Annotated in this window: 17 protein-coding genes and 1 pseudogene; 4 read left to right on the top strand and 14 right to left on the bottom strand. The window is 61.9% G+C overall.

Annotation, left to right across the window (positions count from 1 at the left end; genetic code table 11):
• The first annotated feature begins 45 nt into the window (after positions 1-45).
• Positions 46-507 (top strand): CesT family type III secretion system chaperone, encoded by a 462-nt coding sequence (locus ACW5XC_RS13775; RefSeq protein ID WP_042052337.1) that lies wholly within the window; start codon positions 46-48, stop codon positions 505-507.
• Positions 508-603: 96 nt separating this feature from the next.
• Here ACW5XC_RS13775 and ACW5XC_RS13770 read toward each other — a convergent pair whose 3' ends face one another.
• Both ACW5XC_RS13770 and aguA read right to left on the bottom strand, forming a co-directional pair.
• Positions 604-2,307: an amidase gene (locus ACW5XC_RS13770; protein WP_042052338.1), complete on the bottom strand. Its 1,704-nt coding sequence runs from the start codon at positions 2,305-2,307 to the stop codon at positions 604-606.
• A gap of 125 nt (positions 2,308-2,432) precedes the next feature.
• Positions 2,433-3,530, bottom strand: coding sequence for an agmatine deiminase (gene aguA / locus ACW5XC_RS13765; RefSeq protein ID WP_042052339.1), 1,098 nt, complete (start codon positions 3,528-3,530; stop codon positions 2,433-2,435).
• A 156-nt stretch (positions 3,531-3,686) separates the two neighbouring features.
• On the opposite strand from aguA, the gene ACW5XC_RS13760 reads away from it, so the two are divergent.
• The gene (locus ACW5XC_RS13760) at positions 3,687-4,640 is read left to right on the top strand and encodes a LysR family transcriptional regulator (RefSeq protein WP_042052340.1); all 954 of its coding nucleotides are present in this window, start codon (positions 3,687-3,689) and stop codon (positions 4,638-4,640) included.
• 58 nt (positions 4,641-4,698) lie between these two features.
• On the opposite strand, the gene ACW5XC_RS13755 is transcribed toward ACW5XC_RS13760, so the two are convergent.
• Positions 4,699-5,265, bottom strand: a complete 567-nt coding sequence (locus tag ACW5XC_RS13755) for a TetR/AcrR family transcriptional regulator (RefSeq protein ID WP_005335495.1) — start codon at positions 5,263-5,265, stop codon at positions 4,699-4,701.
• A 199-nt stretch (positions 5,266-5,464) separates the two neighbouring features.
• Here ACW5XC_RS13755 and ACW5XC_RS13750 point away from each other — a divergent pair, with 199 nt between their 5' ends.
• Positions 5,465-6,502 (top strand): alkene reductase, encoded by a 1,038-nt coding sequence (locus tag ACW5XC_RS13750; RefSeq protein WP_042052341.1) that lies wholly within the window; start codon positions 5,465-5,467, stop codon positions 6,500-6,502.
• Between the two features lie 114 nt (positions 6,503-6,616).
• Here the strand turns inward: ACW5XC_RS13750 and rpoS are convergent.
• The 10 genes and pseudogenes from rpoS to putP form a co-directional block, all read right to left on the bottom strand.
• A pseudogene (gene rpoS, locus ACW5XC_RS13745) lies at positions 6,617-7,600 on the bottom strand (RNA polymerase sigma factor RpoS).
• A gap of 45 nt (positions 7,601-7,645) precedes the next feature.
• Positions 7,646-8,716: a LysM peptidoglycan-binding domain-containing protein gene (locus ACW5XC_RS13740; protein WP_042052342.1), complete on the bottom strand. Its 1,071-nt coding sequence runs from the start codon at positions 8,714-8,716 to the stop codon at positions 7,646-7,648.
• A gap of 9 nt (positions 8,717-8,725) precedes the next feature.
• Complete coding sequence (locus ACW5XC_RS13735; protein ID WP_005354505.1) at positions 8,726-9,307, bottom strand: YqaA family protein; 582 nt, start codon at positions 9,305-9,307, stop codon at positions 8,726-8,728.
• Positions 9,304-9,921: a protein-L-isoaspartate(D-aspartate) O-methyltransferase gene (locus ACW5XC_RS13730; RefSeq protein ID WP_005335507.1), complete on the bottom strand. Its 618-nt coding sequence runs from the start codon at positions 9,919-9,921 to the stop codon at positions 9,304-9,306. Before ACW5XC_RS13730 ends, ACW5XC_RS13735 begins: the two co-directional genes overlap by 4 nt.
• 7 nt (positions 9,922-9,928) lie before the next feature.
• Positions 9,929-10,690 (bottom strand): 5'/3'-nucleotidase SurE, encoded by a 762-nt coding sequence (surE, locus tag ACW5XC_RS13725; protein WP_042052343.1) that lies wholly within the window; start codon positions 10,688-10,690, stop codon positions 9,929-9,931.
• Positions 10,671-11,729, bottom strand: a complete 1,059-nt coding sequence (gene truD, locus ACW5XC_RS13720) for a tRNA pseudouridine(13) synthase TruD (RefSeq protein WP_042052344.1) — start codon at positions 11,727-11,729, stop codon at positions 10,671-10,673. Before truD ends, surE begins: the two co-directional genes overlap by 20 nt.
• Positions 11,729-12,205, bottom strand: a complete 477-nt coding sequence (gene ispF, locus ACW5XC_RS13715; RefSeq protein WP_005335518.1) for a 2-C-methyl-D-erythritol 2,4-cyclodiphosphate synthase — start codon at positions 12,203-12,205, stop codon at positions 11,729-11,731. The genes truD and ispF overlap by 1 nt, the downstream gene beginning before the upstream one ends.
• Positions 12,206-12,351: 146 nt before the next feature.
• Complete coding sequence (ispD, locus tag ACW5XC_RS13710; protein ID WP_042052345.1) at positions 12,352-13,044, bottom strand: 2-C-methyl-D-erythritol 4-phosphate cytidylyltransferase; 693 nt, start codon at positions 13,042-13,044, stop codon at positions 12,352-12,354.
• A complete protein-coding gene (gene ftsB, locus ACW5XC_RS13705; RefSeq protein WP_005335520.1) occupies positions 13,037-13,354 on the bottom strand; it encodes a cell division protein FtsB in 318 nt (105 codons plus the stop codon). Before ftsB ends, ispD begins: the two co-directional genes overlap by 8 nt.
• 208 nt (positions 13,355-13,562) lie before the next feature.
• Positions 13,563-15,080 (bottom strand): sodium/proline symporter PutP, encoded by a 1,518-nt coding sequence (gene putP / locus ACW5XC_RS13700; RefSeq protein ID WP_026035040.1) that lies wholly within the window; start codon positions 15,078-15,080, stop codon positions 13,563-13,565.
• A gap of 326 nt (positions 15,081-15,406) precedes the next feature.
• On the opposite strand from putP, the gene ACW5XC_RS13695 reads away from it, so the two are divergent.
• Complete coding sequence (locus ACW5XC_RS13695; protein WP_042052346.1) at positions 15,407-16,300, top strand: VirK/YbjX family protein; 894 nt, start codon at positions 15,407-15,409, stop codon at positions 16,298-16,300.
• A 69-nt stretch (positions 16,301-16,369) separates the two neighbouring features.
• Here the strand turns inward: ACW5XC_RS13695 and ACW5XC_RS13690 are convergent, their stop codons facing one another.
• A complete protein-coding gene (locus tag ACW5XC_RS13690; protein ID WP_042052347.1) occupies positions 16,370-17,296 on the bottom strand; it encodes a L,D-transpeptidase family protein in 927 nt (308 codons plus the stop codon).
• Positions 17,297-17,438 lie beyond the last annotated feature (142 nt).

Below are 17,438 nucleotides of genomic sequence, written 5' to 3'. Positions count from 1 at the left end.
CCTGCCCCTTCGAAGACGACCGGGCAACCGGACTGGAGTGTTGTGTTGGATATCTATCAGAAAATCGTGGCCGAGCTGTCGGTCGAACCGCTGGCCTTCGATGAAAACGGCGTCTGCACGTTCGAGATCCAGCGAACAGCAGAGGAAGCGAGCGCCCCCTTTGTGGTCAATATCGTGGCTCAACCCGACGAGATGGCACTGGTGCTCTCGGTGACCACGGCGAGCGATCTTCCCGAGCGCCTGTCGCGCGAATTGTTCCTGCGCTTTGGCGAGCATGCCCTCGCCCCCTTGCGCCATGGCTACGGGGTCGGCATCTATCCGGGCACCGAGCGGGTATCGTTTTTCTCCCAGCTCGCGTTGGGGAACTATCGTCCGCAGCAGATCAGGGAGAGCCTCGCCGATCTGCTGGAGAAGGCCCACGAGTGGGAGGCCAGCTTGTCCCAGGATGAGCAGACCCCGCCTGTGACAAAAAGCGAAATGGGTGCGGGCCAGAACATCCGGGTGTGATGGCCAAAGCCAGAACATGGACGAAAAAAGAGGGAGGCATGATGCCTCCCTCTCTCTTTGTGCCTGACCTAACAACTATCAGGCCAGCGGCGACGCTCAAGCCAACGGCGGCGTGCGTGGCGGCACCATACGCTTACTGCCAGTGGACTCGAAGGCCGAGGCGAAGCGCAGCAGGTTGTTGTCGTCATAGGCGCGACCGGCGAAGGTCAGCCCCACCGGCATACCGATATCGGCCATCACCCCCATCGGGACGGTGACGGTCGGCACGCCGAGGTGACGGATAGCGAGGTTGCCGTTGGCAACCCAGATGCCATTGCTCCAGGCGATATCGGCGGAGGCCGGATTCACATCCGCATCAGCCGGGGCGACGTCGGCGACGGTCGGGAACAGCACGGCGTCGAGCTTGAGCCCGTCCATCCAGTCCTCCAGATCCAGCTTGCGGGTCTTTTCCAGAGCGCGCAGGCCGTCCGGCACTGTAGCGATCTCGTCCCAGGATTTCAGGCCGCGCTTGGCCATATTGACGTACTCGTCCATGCCCGCCGCCAGATCACCCTCGCGGTTCGGCAGGGTGCCCGGATCGTGGGGGAAGATCTTCGGCCCATCGACATCGGCCAGCTTGTTGAGCTTGGGATCGCCATTGGCGCGCAGGAAGTCGTCGAACGCCCAGCCGGAGAGCTCCCACAGCTCGTCGTTGAGAAACTCCGGGCTCACGATGCCGCGATTGAACACGGTCGGCGCACCGGGTCGGTCCCCTTCGCAGTTGGAGACCAGCGGGAAGTCCACTTCGATGACTTCGGCGCCAGCGGCTTCCAGCGCCTGACGGGCCTCTTCCCAGAGGGCGATCACGGTCTCGCGGGTATGGATGCGCTGACCGGTCGGGCCGCCGATGCCGGGGTTTTCGCTGGTGCCGGCCAGTTCATCCTTGTTGATAAACATGCGCGGCACGCCGAGGCGCTTGCCCTTGAGGGCATCGGCCTTGGCAGCGAGCTCCAGATAGGAGGCCGGACGCACCTCGGAGGCCTTGGGCAGCTGCACCCAGGGCTGCATGCGCCACAGATCGCCACGGGTGTCGGCATCGTCAGCCACTACCACGTCGAGCACTTCCAAGAGGTCGTTCATGGTGCGGGCATAAGGCACCACCACATCCATGGTCGGAGTCAGCGGCCAGTTGCCGCGCACCGAGATGACGCCACGGGACGGGGTGTAGGCGCACAGGCCGTTGTTGGAGGCAGGGCCACGGCCACTCGACCAGGTCTCTTCGGCAAGGCCGAAGGCGGAGAAGCTGGCGGCGGTGGCAGTACCGGCGCCGTTGGAGGAGCCGGAAGCAAACGGCGCAGTCAGGTAGTCGGCGTTGTAGGGGCTCTCGGCACGGCCATAGACGCCGCGCTGCATACCGCCATTGGCCATCGGCGGCATATTGGTTTTGCCAAGGCAGATGGCACCGGCGGCGCGCAGGCGCTCAGCGGTAAAGGCATCGCGCTGGGCCACCAGATCCTTGAAGGCCGGGCTGCCGGAGGCAGCGGTCAGCCCCTTGACCAGATAGCTGTCTTTGGCGGTGTAGGGGATGCCGTCGAGCGGGCTCAGGGTCTCGCCACGAGCGCGGCGGGCATCAGAATCTTGCGCCTCTTTCAGCGCATCGGGATTGGCGACCACCACGGCGTTGAGTTTGGTGGCAGTCTCGGGGCCGTTGTAGGCCTCGATCCGGGCCAGATAGGCCTTGACCAGTTCGACCGCTGTGGTGCGGCCTGATTCGAGCGCGGCACGCAGCTCGGCAATGGAAACCTCGGTCACTTCGATCATGGGGATCTCCTGTAAAAGGGTGACTGTTTGTCATGATGATCGCCGCATCAGCGCCTGCGACCATCACACCATCAAGAGAGAAAACCCCGCGGCGTGGGGTTTTGAATACTCACCGGAACCGGTTCTTATTTGCCGGAGGGGATCTGCTGGGTAATGCAGTGAATATTGCCACCGCCCAGCAGGATCTCGCGGGCCGGTACGCCGACCACGGTGTGATCCGGGAAGATCTCTTCCAGAATGCGCTGGGCTTCGCCATCGGTGGCGGCATCCAGCAGCGGGTAGACGATGCGATCGTTGGTGATCAGGAAGTTCACGTAGGAACCGGCCAGACGGCCTTCTGCCTCGCGCGGCACACCGGTACCGCTCTCGACCCCGGCAGACTCCTCTTCGGTGCAGAACAGCGGGCCCGGCTGGGGCAGCTTCCACACTTTCAGCTTGCGCCCCTTGGCATCGACCGCCGCTTCCAGCACCTTGAGGGCGGTCACGGAGCGGGCGTACTGGGGATCGTTCTGGTCATCAGTCCAGTGCAGGGCCACTTCACCCGGACGCACGAAGCAGCACATGTTGTCGATGTGGCCGTCGGTTTCATCCATATAGACGCCTTCGTCCAGCCAGATAAAGCTGGTGACGCCCAGATAGTCGCGCAGGTAAGCTTCGATCTGCTCTTTGGTCAGGTGCGGGTTGCGGTTTTCGTTGAGCAGGCACTCGGCGGTGGTCAGGCAGGTGCCTTCGCCATCAACATGGATGGAGCCCCCTTCCAGAATCAGCGGCGCGTCGTAACGAGCCATGCCGTGCTGGGCCAGCATCTGGGCAGCGACCTCTTCATCCTGATTCCACGGGTAGTAGAGACCGCCCTTGTGACCACCCCAGGCGTTGAAGCCCCAATCCACCCCACGGCACTCGCCGGCCGCGTTGGTGACGATGGTCGGGCCGGTATCGCGGGCCCAGCAGTCATCGCTGTCCATTTCGACCAAAGTGACGTGGGCGGGCATGATGGCACGGGCCTGCTCCATAAACTGGGCCGGTACACCCATAAAGACCGGGGTGGCACCACCGATGGCATCGGCCACCTTGGCGAAGGTCTCTTGCGCGAAGCGACCGGCTACGCGCCAGTTGTCCGGGCGAAACGGCCAGATCATCCAGACGGCCTGCTGGTGCGCCCACTCGGCGGGCATGGTGAAGCCGTCGGCGGCCGGCGTGGAGTTAATGGTCTTGATGCTCATCGCAAGGCTCCTTGCATGGATTGAGGCCCCCCGTTTACGCCAGATGCGGCGCGGGAACCCGGAAAAATAAGAGTGGGTCGCAGATTAAGACGTTGCGCCCCCATCCATCAAATGAATAGGATGGATTGTCCCATAAACACGGCGAATAATCCCCCCATGAAACTGCACCAGCTCGACCTCAATCTGCTGCTCGCTTTTGACGCCCTGATGACGCAAGGGAGCGTCACCCGCGCCGCCGAGGCGCTCTTTATCAGCCAGCCCGCCATGAGCCACTCCCTTAACCGGCTGCGCACCTTTCTCGGCGACCCGCTGCTGGTGCGCACCCCGCAGGGGATGCTGCCGACCCCGCGCGCCCAGCGGCTGCATCTCGGGGTGCAGCAGGCGCTGCGGCTGCTGGAGCAGCAGCTCACCGAGGAAGAAGAGTTCGAGCCGAGCCAGTCGAAGCGGCGCTTCGTGCTCTGCACCACAGATTACGTGGAGTGCGTGCTGATCCCGCCGCTTATTCAGCGGCTCAGACGGCTGGCGCCGGGGGTCACCATCGAGATCCGCATCCTGCGCGACACCCTGCCCGAAGCCGAGCTGGCGAGCGGCGAGATCGATCTGGTGCTGGGCTTTGACGAGTACATGCAGGTGCCGGGGTATCTCGGCAAGGAGACCTGGCTCACCGAGCCGCTGGCCGGACTGGTGCGCGCCGATCTGCCCATTGCCAAATCGGCCCCCGCCGGGGCCGAGGATGATCCCTCCCAGTGGATGGAGCGCATCACCTTGCCGCAGCTCATCGCCATGCCCCATGTGTTCCACTCGCCGCTGGGTACCTCGGAGGCGAGCCTCGACCGCTATCTGAAGAGTCAGGGCTTTAGCCGCACCATCTCGGTCAACAGCCAGAGCTATATGTCCGCCGCCGCCATCGTCAGCCAGAGCGATCACCTGCTGGTGCTGCCCAGCATGGTAGCCGAGCTGCTCGCCACCCACTGGCCGCTGAAAAGCCTGCCGCTACCCGAAGACGTGCCGGATTACCACTTAAACTGCGTCTGGCACCCCGTGCACGCGCAGCAACCGGCGCTGGTATGGCTGAAAGATTTGATGAAAGAACTGGTGGGGCCGAGGTAACCCTCCCGCAAACAACAGTGGCTCCCGAGGGAGCCACTGTTGTTTCTGCGGTATCGCGTTACGCCCGCAGGGCCCGCATCAGCTGGGCGACTACGTCATCGAGCAGGGGGCGATCGGGGCGGCACTGGGCGAAGGTGACCAACCCTTGCAGGTTGATCAGCAGCAGTGCTGTGAGGGTGTGGATATTGCTATCCGGCGCCAGCTCGCCCTTGGCCTGCGCCTGCGTCAGCAACTCGGCCAGATCCTGCTCCAGCTCGCCATAGATCCCCTTGACCCGCTGGGTCAGCTCCTCATCCTGCTCGCTCAGCTCCATCATGGTGCGAGTCACCAGACAGGAGCCGCAGAGCGCCTCCCCCACAATCCGGTCGAGATAGGCCGCAAGGCCCGCCAGCGGGCTCGGGTTGTCGAGCAGGGAGCGGCGCAGGGTGCGTTTGCCCTCGACATAGTGATCCACCGCCGCCAGCAGCAGGCCGCGCTTGTTACCAAAGGCGCCGTAAATGCTGCCCGGGTGCAGGCCGGTGGCAGCCACCAGCTCCTGCATGGTGGTCTTGGCATATCCCTTGGCGCGAAACGCTTCCATGGCATTTCGCAGTACCTCGTCCCGATCAAACTCGGCTATGCGCATGGTTCCTCCCGTGGGAAATGGTTCACCGGCAAGGGGCAACAGGGCCCGCCGATAAAGAGTGGCTGGAAAGGGCGGCAAGTTTACCCCAGCCGCCCGCTCGGGCCAACCTTCTTGAACGCGCATTCAAAAAAAGCTTGCGCCTGACGCAAAAAACGTCTTGAATGCACGTTCAAGAATAACCCGTTCAGGACAACCTATCATGAATACCCTGTTTCAGCCGTATCGACTCAATGACACTCTGACCCTGGCCAACCGTTTCATGATGGCCCCGCTCACCCGCTGCATGGCAGGCCCAGGTCTGGTGCCGACCGAGCAGATGGCTGCCTATTACGGCCGCCGCGCCGACATCGGCCTGATTGTTTCCGAGGCCGTCATCATCCGCCCCGATGCGCAGGGCTACCCCAATACCCCGGGCCTCTTCACCCAGGCGCAGATCGATGGCTGGAAGAAAGTGACCAGCGCCGTACACGCCAAAGGCGGCAAGATCTTCGCCCAGCTGTGGCACGTCGGCCGCCTCTCCCACCCCTTCTTCCATCAGGCTGAAGTGTTGGCCCCCTCAGCCGTGGCACACGAGGGCACTGTGCCCCGCATGCGCGAGCTGACCTATCAGGTGCCGCGCGCCCTGACCGAGGCCGAAATCGCCCAGCTGGTGCTGGATTACGCCCAAGCCGCAGCCAACGCCATCGAGGCGGGCTTTGACGGGGTGGAGATCCACGGTGCCAACGGCTACCTGATCGACCAGTTCCTGCACCACTCCACCAACCTGCGCACCGACAACTACGGTGGCAGCCCGGAAAAGATGAGCCGCTTCGCTCTGGAAGTGGTCGATGCCATCAGCGCCCGTATCGGCGGTGATCGGGTTGGTATTCGCCTCTCCCCGGGTGCCTATGTCCATCTGGCGGGCAGCCCGGAAGATCGCGCCGTGTTCGACTATCTGCTGGGCAAGCTCAACGAGCGCCCGCTGGCCTATATCCATCTCGGCATCTTTGATGACAACCTCACCTTCGATTATCTGGGTGGCCGCGCCTCCGACTATCTGCGCGCCCACTACAAGGGCAATCTGGTCGGTGTGGGCAACTACGACGCCGAGCGCGCCGCTGCGGCCATCGAGGCTAACCGCTTCGATCTGGTGGCCATCGGCCGTCCGCTTATCGCCAACCCGGACTACCTCACCAAGGTGAAGAAGGGCGAAGCGCTGGTGCCCTACGCCGACACCATGCTGGCCGAGCTGGTATAACCACGAAGCCATCGCCAGACGACAGGCAATAAAAAACGAGGGGAGCTGTTGCTCCCCTCGTGCTATCTGGCTGATGCGCTGATCAGCTGGTGCAGACTTAATTGGTGCGGATGCTTAATTGGTACGAAATAGCGCCTCGATGGAGAGCCCCTGACTCAGCAGGATCTCCCGCAGACGGCGCAGCCCCTCCACCTGGATCTGGCGTACCCGCTCGCGGGTCAGGCCAATCTCGGCCCCCACATCCTCAAGGGTGGCAGGCTCATAACCCAACAGACCAAAACGACGGGCCAGCACTTCCCGCTGCTTGGGATTGAGCTCCTCCAGCCAGTGCACGATGCTGCTGCGCATATCATCTTCCTGAGACTCCAGCTCAGGCCCCATGCCGCGCTCGTCGGAGAGCACATCCAGCAGCGCCTTGTCGCGATCGCCACCGATGGGGGTGTCCACCGAGGTGATCTTCTCGTTGAGTTTGAGCATGCGGTTCACGTCATCCACCGAACGATCCAGCGCGAAGGCGATATCCTCGGCGGTCGGTTCATGATCGAGACGGTGAGAGAGTTCGCGCGCGGTGCGCAGGTAAACGTTTAACTCTTTGACCACATGAATGGGCAGACGGATGGTGCGGGTCTGGTTCATGATGGCCCGCTCGATGGTCTGGCGGATCCACTAGGTGGCATAGGTGGAGAAACGGAAGCCGCGCTCGGGGTCGAACTTCTCGACCGCACGGATAAGACCGAGGTTGCCCTCTTCGATAAGATCCAGCAGCACCAGGCCGCGGTTGTTGTAACGACGGGCGATTTTCACCACCAGTCGCAGGTTGGACTCGATCATGCGCTTGCGGGCGGCTTTGTCACCCCGCAAGGCACGACGGGCGTAGTAGACTTCCTCTTCGGCAGTGAGCAGCGGGGAGAAACCTATCTCCCCCAGATAGAGTTGCGTGGCATCCATCACCTTATTCAGCTCAGGTGCCAGCAACTCATCGGAGATAGTCTCGTCCGCCTCGGCGGCTACCTCCTGCAACTCTTCTACCTCGTGAGATTCGGGTTCAGCGTCAAACTCTAACTCTGCATCCTGCATTACCAGTTGTTCTTGGCTCATGGTGTGTCTCCCTGACGTTACCAGAGTAAGACGGTCTCTCTGGGGTTAACGCTTTGGCAAATAGCTCATCGGATTGATCGACTTGCCTCTGTACCGGATCTCGAAATGCAATCGCACATCCGGCGCGTCCGTGCTACCCATGTTGGCAATGACCGAGCCCCCCTTGACGCTGTCCCCTTCCTTCACCCGCAACTCGTCGTTGTGTGCGTAAGCGGAGAGATAGTCATCATCATGCTTGAGGATAATCAGCTTGCCGTACCCCCTTAAAGCACTGCCAGCGTATACCACTTTACCGCTGCTGGCGGCGTAGACGGGTTGCCCCTTCTGGCCGGCTATGTCGATCCCCTTGTTACCCTGTTCTGCAACAGAGAACCCCTCGACAATCCGGCCTTTTGCGGGCCAGTGCCAAGCAAGTCTCGACTGGGAGTTGTTTATTTTTTGTTCTTTGGACTGAGCGTATTCCTTCGGTGCTGCCGGAGCAACGGATTTCTGAGAGATGAACGGCGTGGTCTGACCAGATCCACTCGGCTCGGCCAACGGACGCGGACCGCTGCTCGGACGGCTCACGGCCACCGGTGTCACGGTTGCCGGACGAGTCGCAGCCACCATCTGGGTCGAACCGCCGCCTGCGATCTGGACATTGAGCACCTGACCCGGTTGCAGCGCATAGGGGGCGCTCAGGTTGTTGCTCTGGGCCAGCGCCTGCGGTGTCATGCCGAACTGGCGGCCGATGCTGCTCAGGGTATCGCCGCGGCGCACCTCATAGGTACCGGCACTGCGGCTGCTGCCAACACTGGCGCTGGAACCATCGAGTCGCAGTCGCTGCCCCGGATAGATGTTGTAGGGCGGGCTGATGTTGTTGAGGCTGGCCAGCGACGGCACATCGTTGCCGGAGTTGAAGGCGATGGAGTAGAGGGTATCGCCCCGTTTCACCACATAGCTGCCGCCCTGAATGGGGGCGCTGACCTGGGCACCGCTTTGGCGAGCCGGAATGGTCGAGACAAACTGCCCCTCATCAACACCATCTACCGGAGCTGCATTTTTACTGGAGGAGCAGGCAAGCAGCAGCCATGACAACACCACGACACTGCTTCCTTGCCAAATACGCGAACGCATAATGGATCCTTAACGACTAAACCAGAAATAGGCCACCACGGCCAGACCAATACAGAGCCAACCGAGCACATCTACGTAGTGCATCAGTTTGCGTTCCATCTTCTCGCCACCCCAGCGCATCAGGCCCGCAACTAGGAAAAAGCGCATGCCACGACCGATGAGGGAGGTGATGATGAAGGGCAGCAGAGCCATTTGCAACAACCCTGCCGTCACGGTAAACACCTTGTAGGGGATAGGGGTGAAGCTGGCAATGAAAATGACCCAGATCCCCCACTGCTCAAACCAGTTGCGAGCAATCTCGATCTTGTCCTGATAGCCCACAGACTCCACCAGTGGCAGCACGACCGGATCCCACAGGGCATAGCCAAGGGCATAGCCAAACAGGGCCCCCAGCACAGAGAAGACAGTAGCCAGCGTGGCGTAGTGCCACGCCTTGTGGGGCTTGGCGAGCGCCATCGGCGCCAGCATCACATCCACCGGGATCGGCCAGAATACCGACTCGATGAAAGCGGTGATGGAGAGATACCAGGGGGCATGCTTGTGGCGGGCCCACTGCATCACCAGTACGTACAAACGGGAAAACAACTTCACTCAACATCTCCGTCAATCAGGGGAACAAAACGTACCGGCTCCAGAATACGGCTGGTCAGCTGGGATCCGGATCGTTCGATCAGTTGCAGGGTCTGCTGGCTGTCACCCACGGGCAACACCAGTCGGCCCCCTTCGGCCAGCTGATCGGTGAGCGCCGTCGGGATCTCGCTTGCCGCGGCTGTCACCAGAATGGCGTCATAAGGCCCCTTGTTGGGCCACCCCAGCCAGCCGTTGCCGTGCTTGGCCGAGACATTGTGCAGATCGAGCTGGCGCAGTCGGCGCCGGGCCTGGAACTGCAGCGACTTGATCCGCTCCACGGTATACACATGCTCCACCAGATGGGCGAGGATCGCCGTCTGGTAGCCCGAGCCAGTGCCAATCTCCAGCACATGGGCCGGATTGTTTTGCATCAGCAACTCGGTCATTCGCGCCACCATATAGGGCTGCGAAATGGTCTGGCCGTGGCCAATGGGCAGGGCGGTGTTATCCCACGCCTTGTGCGCCATGGCCTCGTCCACGAACAGCTGGCGCGGCACTTTCGCGATGGTCGCCAGCACGCGAAAATCGCGAATATCCTGCGCAATGAGCTGATTTAACAGGCGCTGTACTATCACACCACCCTCATCCCTGCAGATCTAACCAGGCCCCCAGACCGGCGAGACTGTCATAGGCAGTCATGTCGATGGTCAGAGGGGTAATCGAGACATAGCCCTGCTCGATGGCAGCAAAATCGGTGCCTTCACCGGCATCCTGCTGGCTACCGGGGGGGCCGATCCAGTAGATGGGCTGGCCACGGGGATCCTCGGTGCAGATCACCGACTCCGCCCGGTGGCGATTGCCAAGGCGGGTGGTCTTGATCCCCTTGATCTGCTTGAGGGGCAAGTCCGGCACGTTGACGTTGAGGATCTGATCAGCAGGCAAGGGGTGTTTCATCAGCCCCTTCACCAGCAGGGCCGCATAGTGGGCCGCCGTGGCGAAGTGGGTCTTGCCTACCAGCGAAATGGCGATGGAGGGGTAGCCAAGATGGCGCCCCTCGGTGGCCGCGGCGACTGTGCCCGAGTAGATGACATCATCCCCCAGGTTGGCACCGTGGTTGATGCCGGCCACCACCATGTCGGGTTCAGGGCGCACCAGCTCGTTGACCGCCAGATGCACGCAGTCGGTCGGCGTCCCCTTCACCGCATAGCTCTCGCACCCATTAAAGCCGTTTTCTGCAATGCGGGTAACCCGCAGCGGTACTTCCAGCGTCAGGGAGTGACTCGCGCCGCTGCGGTTACGATCCGGCGCCACCACAATGACCTCGCCGCAGGCGCGCAGCGCCTCGCTGAGGGCACGAATGCCCTCGGCATGCACACCATCATCATTACTGACCAGAATTCGCATCGGTCTGATTCCTGAAACCGTGATCGGCCTCTTCGGCCTGCATTAACTCGCGCACCACGCTGGTGGCAAACGCGCCCGCCGGCAGGAAGAAGGAGAGGGTCAGCGCCTCGCCGTCCAGCTGCCAGCTCATCTGCTCCGGCTTGAGCAGCAGCGGGCGCCTGTCCTGATCCAGCCCGGCTTTCTCCAGCCCGTCACACCAATCGCTGTAAGGAGCCAGCACGCCCTGTTCGAACTCGGCAGCGGCGCCCTGACTGGCCAAGCGGCCACGGCCCCACTGGGGCGCGGTCAGCTGCACGTCGCCGGAGGCAAGACGCGCTTCCAGCTCGGGGGTCACGCTCTCTTCGCTGAAGATGGAGTGGCTACCCTTGAGCATCACGCAATCACCGGCCAGCAGTTGATGAGCCAGCCCCTGCTCGATACGGGCGCTGACAATGGCGTTGAACAGCATGCTGCGGGCGGCAGAGAGGTAGAGGGAGCGCTTGTTGCGATCCTTGATCCGCTTGCCGGCAAACATCGCCTTGGCCGCTTCCAGGTTGTTGCCATCGCGGCCAAAACGCTGCTCACCATAGTAATTGGGTACACCCTGAGTGGCGATGGCCTGCAGGCGCGCTTCCAGCCCGTCGGCCTGTTCCAGACCGGTGAGACGCAGGGTGAAGTGGTTGCCCTTGAGGTAGCCGACCCGCAGCTTCTTGTTGTGGCGCTTCACCTCGAGGATCCGGATGCTGTCGCTCTCGATAACCGACAAGTCCGGCTCGGCCTTGCCCGGCAGGTGAATGCCGAACCACTGCTCGGTCACCGCGTGACGATCTTTCAGGCCCGCCCAGGTCACCGCATTGCGGTTGACTCCGGCCGCATCGGCCAGCAGACCCGCTACCCAGGCGGTGTTTTCGCCGGTTTTGCGCACCCGGACGAAGATGTGTTCCCCTTCACCGCAAGGCTCGAAGCCGAGATCTTCATTCACCAGGAAGTCGGCGGCCTCGGCCTTGAGGATACCGCGGGCGGTGGGCGCCCCGTGCAGATAGGCAAGTTGTTCCAGCATTATTGTTTCACCAGTAGGACGACGGCTTCGGTGGCGATCCCTTCCTTGCGCCCCGTAAACCCAAGCTGTTCGGTGGTGGTCGCCTTGACGTTCACCCGGTTCAAATCACATTGCAGATCGGCGGCCAGCACGGCGCACATGGCGTCGATATGGGGGGCCATTTTGGGGGCCTGGGCGATGATGGTCACATCCAGGTTGCCGATGGCATAACCCGCCTTCTGTACCCGGGCAAAGACATCCCGCAGCAGGATGCGACTGTCGATCCCCTTGAACTCGGCAGCGGTATCGGGGAAGTGGCGACCGATGTCACCGGCACCGATGGCCCCCAGCAGGGCATCGCTCACCGCGTGCAGCACCACATCGCCGTCAGAGTGGGCAACCAGCCCCTGCTCGTAGGGAACCGGCACGCCACCCAGCATGCAGGGGCCAACACCACCAAATTTATGAACATCAAAACCATGACCAATGCGCATCATCAGCGGCAACCTCCCAACATGCTGAAACCAACCCCATCAATTTTGTGTACGTCCACACCATGTCCAATCCGGATCATGCTAACTCCTTGTTCGGGCCTGTTTGTTCGAGACACTCTGCTCTGAACGGTCTGTTCTGACTGAGGGGCTTATGCCTGCTGGCTTAAAAACAGCCCCGCCAGCGACAAGTCTTCCGGCCGGGTCACTTTGATATTGTCGGCGCGCCCCTCCACCATCCGCACCGTGAATCCGGCCCGCTCCATGGCGGAGGCCTCGTCGGTGATGGTGGCGCCCAGCAGCAGCCCCTCTTCCAGCGCCCGCTTCAGGGTACGGGTCGGGAACATCTGCGGCGTCAGGGCATGCCAGAGCTGCTCGCGCTCGACGGTGGCAATGATATTGCCCTCCCCATCGGAGCGCTTCATGGTATCGCGCACCCGACTGCCGAGAATGGCACCGCCGCAGTTCATGGCCGCGGCAATCAGCGCATCGAGATCGCCGTGAGTCAGGCAGGGACGGGCCGCATCGTGCACCAGCACCCACTCCCCTTGCGCCACATGGAGACCATTGAGGACGGAAAAGGCGCGCTCGGCGCCTCCCTCTACCCGCACAATCCGCGGGTCGGCCGCCACGGGCAGGGCCTCGAACCAGCGGTCATGGGGCGCCAGCGCCACGATCACCTGGGCGATGGCCGGGTGGGAGAGCAGCCGCTCCAGGGTATGTTCGAGAATGGTTTTACCCGCCAGTTGCAGGTACTGCTTGGGGCAATCGGCCCCCATCCGGCTGCCGATACCGGCGGCAGGGACGATCGCCGTCAGGCCGGATACCCGGCAGGCATCAGTCATCGTAGGGCTCATCGTCCGGCGCTGTCTCTTTGTCTTTCTCTTTGGGGATGATCCGGTAGAAGGTCTCCCCCTGCTTGATGTAACCCAGATCGTTGCGCGACAACTCCTCGATGGCCTCGAGGCCAGAGGTGAGATCATCTATCTCGCGGTAAATGAGGTCGTTACGATCCTTGAGAGTCTGGTTGTCCCGCTGTTGCTGCGAGATGGCCTCCGACAGGTTCTGATAATCGGATAGCCCGTTCTTCCCCAGCCAGAGGTCATATTGCAGTCCCCCCAGCAGGAGGATAAGGATCAGGGTGAATAGCCGCATGCACTAGGTCTCCTTCAGGCGGCCTAGTGTCCCATATTCGGTGCCAAGACAAAAGAAAGCGAGCACCCGGGAGCCACCGGCCGAACATAAAAAAGTGCCCAAGAGTGAATCAGATAGCACAAAGCCCCGCCAAACCGGTGCAAGGATGGCCAACCAGGGCGCTCCTTGTCCGGGGGCGGGGCTCTCAATCAGAAAGCGGTAAGGGGGATCAGTTCACCACGACCGGCTCTCCCGCGCTCTCGGCCGGAGTGTTGTACTCCTCCTCGGCATCGCGGAAACGCTCCAGCATCGCTTTTGAGGGCGCTTCGCCCAGAAGACTGCCCACCACGATGGCCAGCAGTGCGAACAGGAAGCCCGGAATGATCTCATACAGCCCCAGCCAGCCGAACTGCTTCCAGACGATAACGGTGATGGCACCGACCAGCATGCCGGCCAGCGCGCCGTTGCGGGTCATCCGCGGCCACAGCACCGAGAGCAGCACCACGGGACCAAAGGCGGCACCGAAACCGGCCCAGGCGTAGCTCACCAGCCCCAGCACCCGGTTTTCCGGATTCATGGCGACGGCGATGGCAATCACCGCGATCAGCAGCACCATCAGGCGACCCACCCATACCAGCTCACGCTGGGAGGCGTTCTTGCGCAGGAAAGGCTTGTAAAGATCCTCTGTGATGGCGCTGGAGCAGACCAGTAATTGACAACTTAGAGTGCTCATCACCGCCGCCAGAATGGCGGAGAGCAGCACACCGGCGATCCAGGGGTTGAACAGGATCTTGGAGAGCTCGATAAAGACCCGCTCCGGGTTGCCGGTCACTCCAGCCGCCACTTCCGGGAAGCGGGCGAAGTAGGCCAGACCGAAGAAACCGATGGCCACCGCACCAGCGAGGCAGAACACCATCCAGGTCATGCTGATGCGACGGGCATTGGCCATGGAGTGGTGGGAATCCGCCGCCATGAAGCGGGCCAGAATGTGGGGCTGACCGAAGTAACCAAGGCCCCAGGCCATCAGCGAGACAATGGCGATCACATCCAGATTCTTGAACATGTCGAGGTTGGTGGCGCTCTTGGCAGCCACCTCGATCATGGCGCTGTCCACCCCGCCGACGGCGATGATGACGAAGACCGGGGTCAGGATCAGGGCGAAGATCATCAGGGTTGCCTGCACCGTATCGGTCCAGCTCACCGCGAGGAAGCCGCCGAAGAAGGTGTAGGTGATAGTGGCGGCGGCACCAACCCAGAGGGCGGTGTTGTAATCCATGCCGAAGGTGCTCTCAAACAGGCGGGCACCGGCCACCACACCGGAGGCGCAATAGATGGTGAAGAAGAGCAGGATCACCAGCGCCGAGAGAATGCGCAGCACCTTGCTGTGATCTTCAAAGCGGTAGGTGAAATAGTCCGGCAGGGTCAGGGCGTTGCGGTTCTTCTCGGTATGTACCCGCAGGCGACCCGCTACCCAGCGCCAGTTGAGGTAGGCGCCGATGACCAGACCGATGGCGATCCAGCTCTCGGAGATGCCGCTGACGAAGACAGCGCCGGGCAGGCCCATCAGCAGCCAGCCGCTCATGTCGGAGGCGCCGGCAGAGAGAGCGGTCACCCAGCTCCCCATCCGGCGGCCGCCCAGAATGTAGTCATCAAAGTTGCGGGTGGCGCGATAGGCGACGAAGCCGATCAACACCATCCCGAGGATATACACCAGGAAGGTGATTAACATGGGTGTGCTAGCTGTCATGCAAAACTCCGTTTTGTGTCATTTTCTGCCCGCTCTGGTGACGGGCTCATCCCTAAAAAACCGGCCTAGCTTAATCAGCCGTTCGCGCCAGCTCAACCACTTTTAACAAACACAAAACACAATAAAAACCTTTGCGCATCAAATCATCTGCCGCATCAAGAGGATGGCGCCAGATTTCCTGCCGTGGCCGTGACGGCCATATCGTCGCAACGGCGACTATTGAGCGTTATGTTTTCACATTTTGTTACTATCCATTTTTTTACAAGCCAGCGCCCCGCTCCTACACTCCCCGCCCTGTCTCATCACACCAGTCAGAGGTCGGCACCATGTCATCTCATCTGTCACACCTGCGAACCCTCGCCCGCCGCCTTCACCCGGTGGAGGAGTCGGGTCATCTCATCCGACGGGCCAAGTATGTGGGGCGTCTCTGGCTCAATCCCGGCGCCCGCGCCCTCTATCGCCAGCAGCAGGAGCAACCGCTGCTGGCGCAGGCGATCAGCCGCTTCCCCGATATTCTGGAAAAGCCGATCCACCCCTATCGCCACAAGGGGCTCCGCAAGCGCCTGCGAGCCGGGCTTATCAGCGGCCACTACCAGCAGCTGGCACGTCAGCTGCCCAAGGCGCAACAACTGGCAATCTACAGCGGGCGCGGCCTGCTGCTGGCCCAGTGGCAGAGCGACAAGCTGACGGCCCCCCTCACCCTGCAACTGGATTACCAAACCCACATGGGCAAAGAGGGGGAGATGAGCCTGACCCTCAAGCTGGGTGACGCTGCGCTCTATTACATGGCCCTCAATCTGCGTCCCGCGCCAAACCCGACCCTCGAGATCTGTTCGCTGCAGGGCGGCAAGGGGCAGAGCGAGGAGATCAAGCTGGTCACCAAGGCGTGCGGCGGGCTGCGCCCTATGTCCCTGCTGGTCTATATGGCCGCCGAGCTGGCCCGAGGATTGGCGTGCAAGAGCCTGCTCGGGATCCGCACCCAAAGCCACGTCTATCAGTGCAGCAAGCGCACCGCCGATCGGGTCAAGTTCGATCTCGACGGCTTGTGGCAGGAGCATCAGGGCTGCGTGCAAGATGAACTCTGGATGAGCCTGCCGCTGGAGGTACCCCGCAAGACGCTGGAGGAGATCCCCTCCCGCAAGCGGGCCAGCTACAAGGCGCGCTACCAGCTGCTCGATCAGCTCGGCAGCGAGCTGCAGGCAAATCTGCTGCGAAGCTGAGTCAGCGCAGCAGAAACACAAAGGGCGAACAGCATGCTGTTCGCCCTTTGTCGTGACGGGGATTTGCCGTTAGCGGTTGATCGCCATCGGCATGCCGTTGCGCTGCTCCAGCGCCTGCTTCACCAGTTGGGAGTCGCTGTCGGCGTGGGCAATGAAGCGGGTCACCGCCGGGGTCATCGGCAGCGGTGCCGGCAGCTTGGAGTTGAACTCCTCTTCGCTGCGCGACAGCGGCTGGTGCACTTCCAGATAGCGGACACCGTTAGGCTCGAGAGAGGCCTTGATCGGCTGGTTGACGAACTGGACGCGAGTACCGACCGGTACCTGCTTGAACAGGTAGGCGATGTCGTCGTTGCGCAGACGCACACAGCCGTGGCTCACCCGCAGGCCGATGCCGAAGTTGGCGTTGGTACCGTGGATGGCGTACATCTTGCCGATGTAGAGGGCGAACAGACCCATGGGGTTGTCCGGACCGGCCGGCCATACCGCAGGCAGGCTCTCGCCACGGGCGGCATATTCGGCATGCATCTTGGCGGTCGGGGTCCAGGTCGGGCCCGCTTTCTTGCGCTGCACGCTGGTCACCCAGTTCTCCGGGGTGTCGGTGCCGAGTTGGCCGATGCCGATGGGCAGCACTTCCACCACTTTTTTACCCTTGGGGTAGTAGTAGAGGCGCATCTCGGCCACGTTCAGCACAATCCCTTCACGGGGTGCATCCGGCAGGATCAGTTGCTGGGGGATCACCAGCTTCTCGCCGGTCTGTACCAGCAGGGGATCCACATCGGGGTTGGCTTCGGTCATGTTGGTGAGCCCCAGCTGGAATTTGGCCGCAATGGCCTCCAGCGGCTGGCCGTTCTCTTCGGCCGGAACCACATATTCCAGATTCTCCCCTACCAGACGGCTGTTGGCCGCAGGCAGAGCATATTCAACAGCGAAAACCGGCGCAGCGGTCAGCAGCAGGCTGTAGCAGAGTGTTGCCACACTATTGCGAAGGAGCTTCATAACTTTCCCATGATGATGACTTGAAGTGACGTCTCTGGGCTGGCAGCTGATCAAGAGGGGATCAGGGGCGCGAAGAGAAGGCCGCCATTTTTCTCCTCTGCACGGCAAATTTCAACTGACAAGTGGCGACGGGTCGATGATT

The sequence above is a fragment of the Aeromonas sp. 25-AL00135 genome (assembly GCF_054052385.1).
This window is presented reverse-complemented; position numbering and strand designations above follow the sequence as displayed.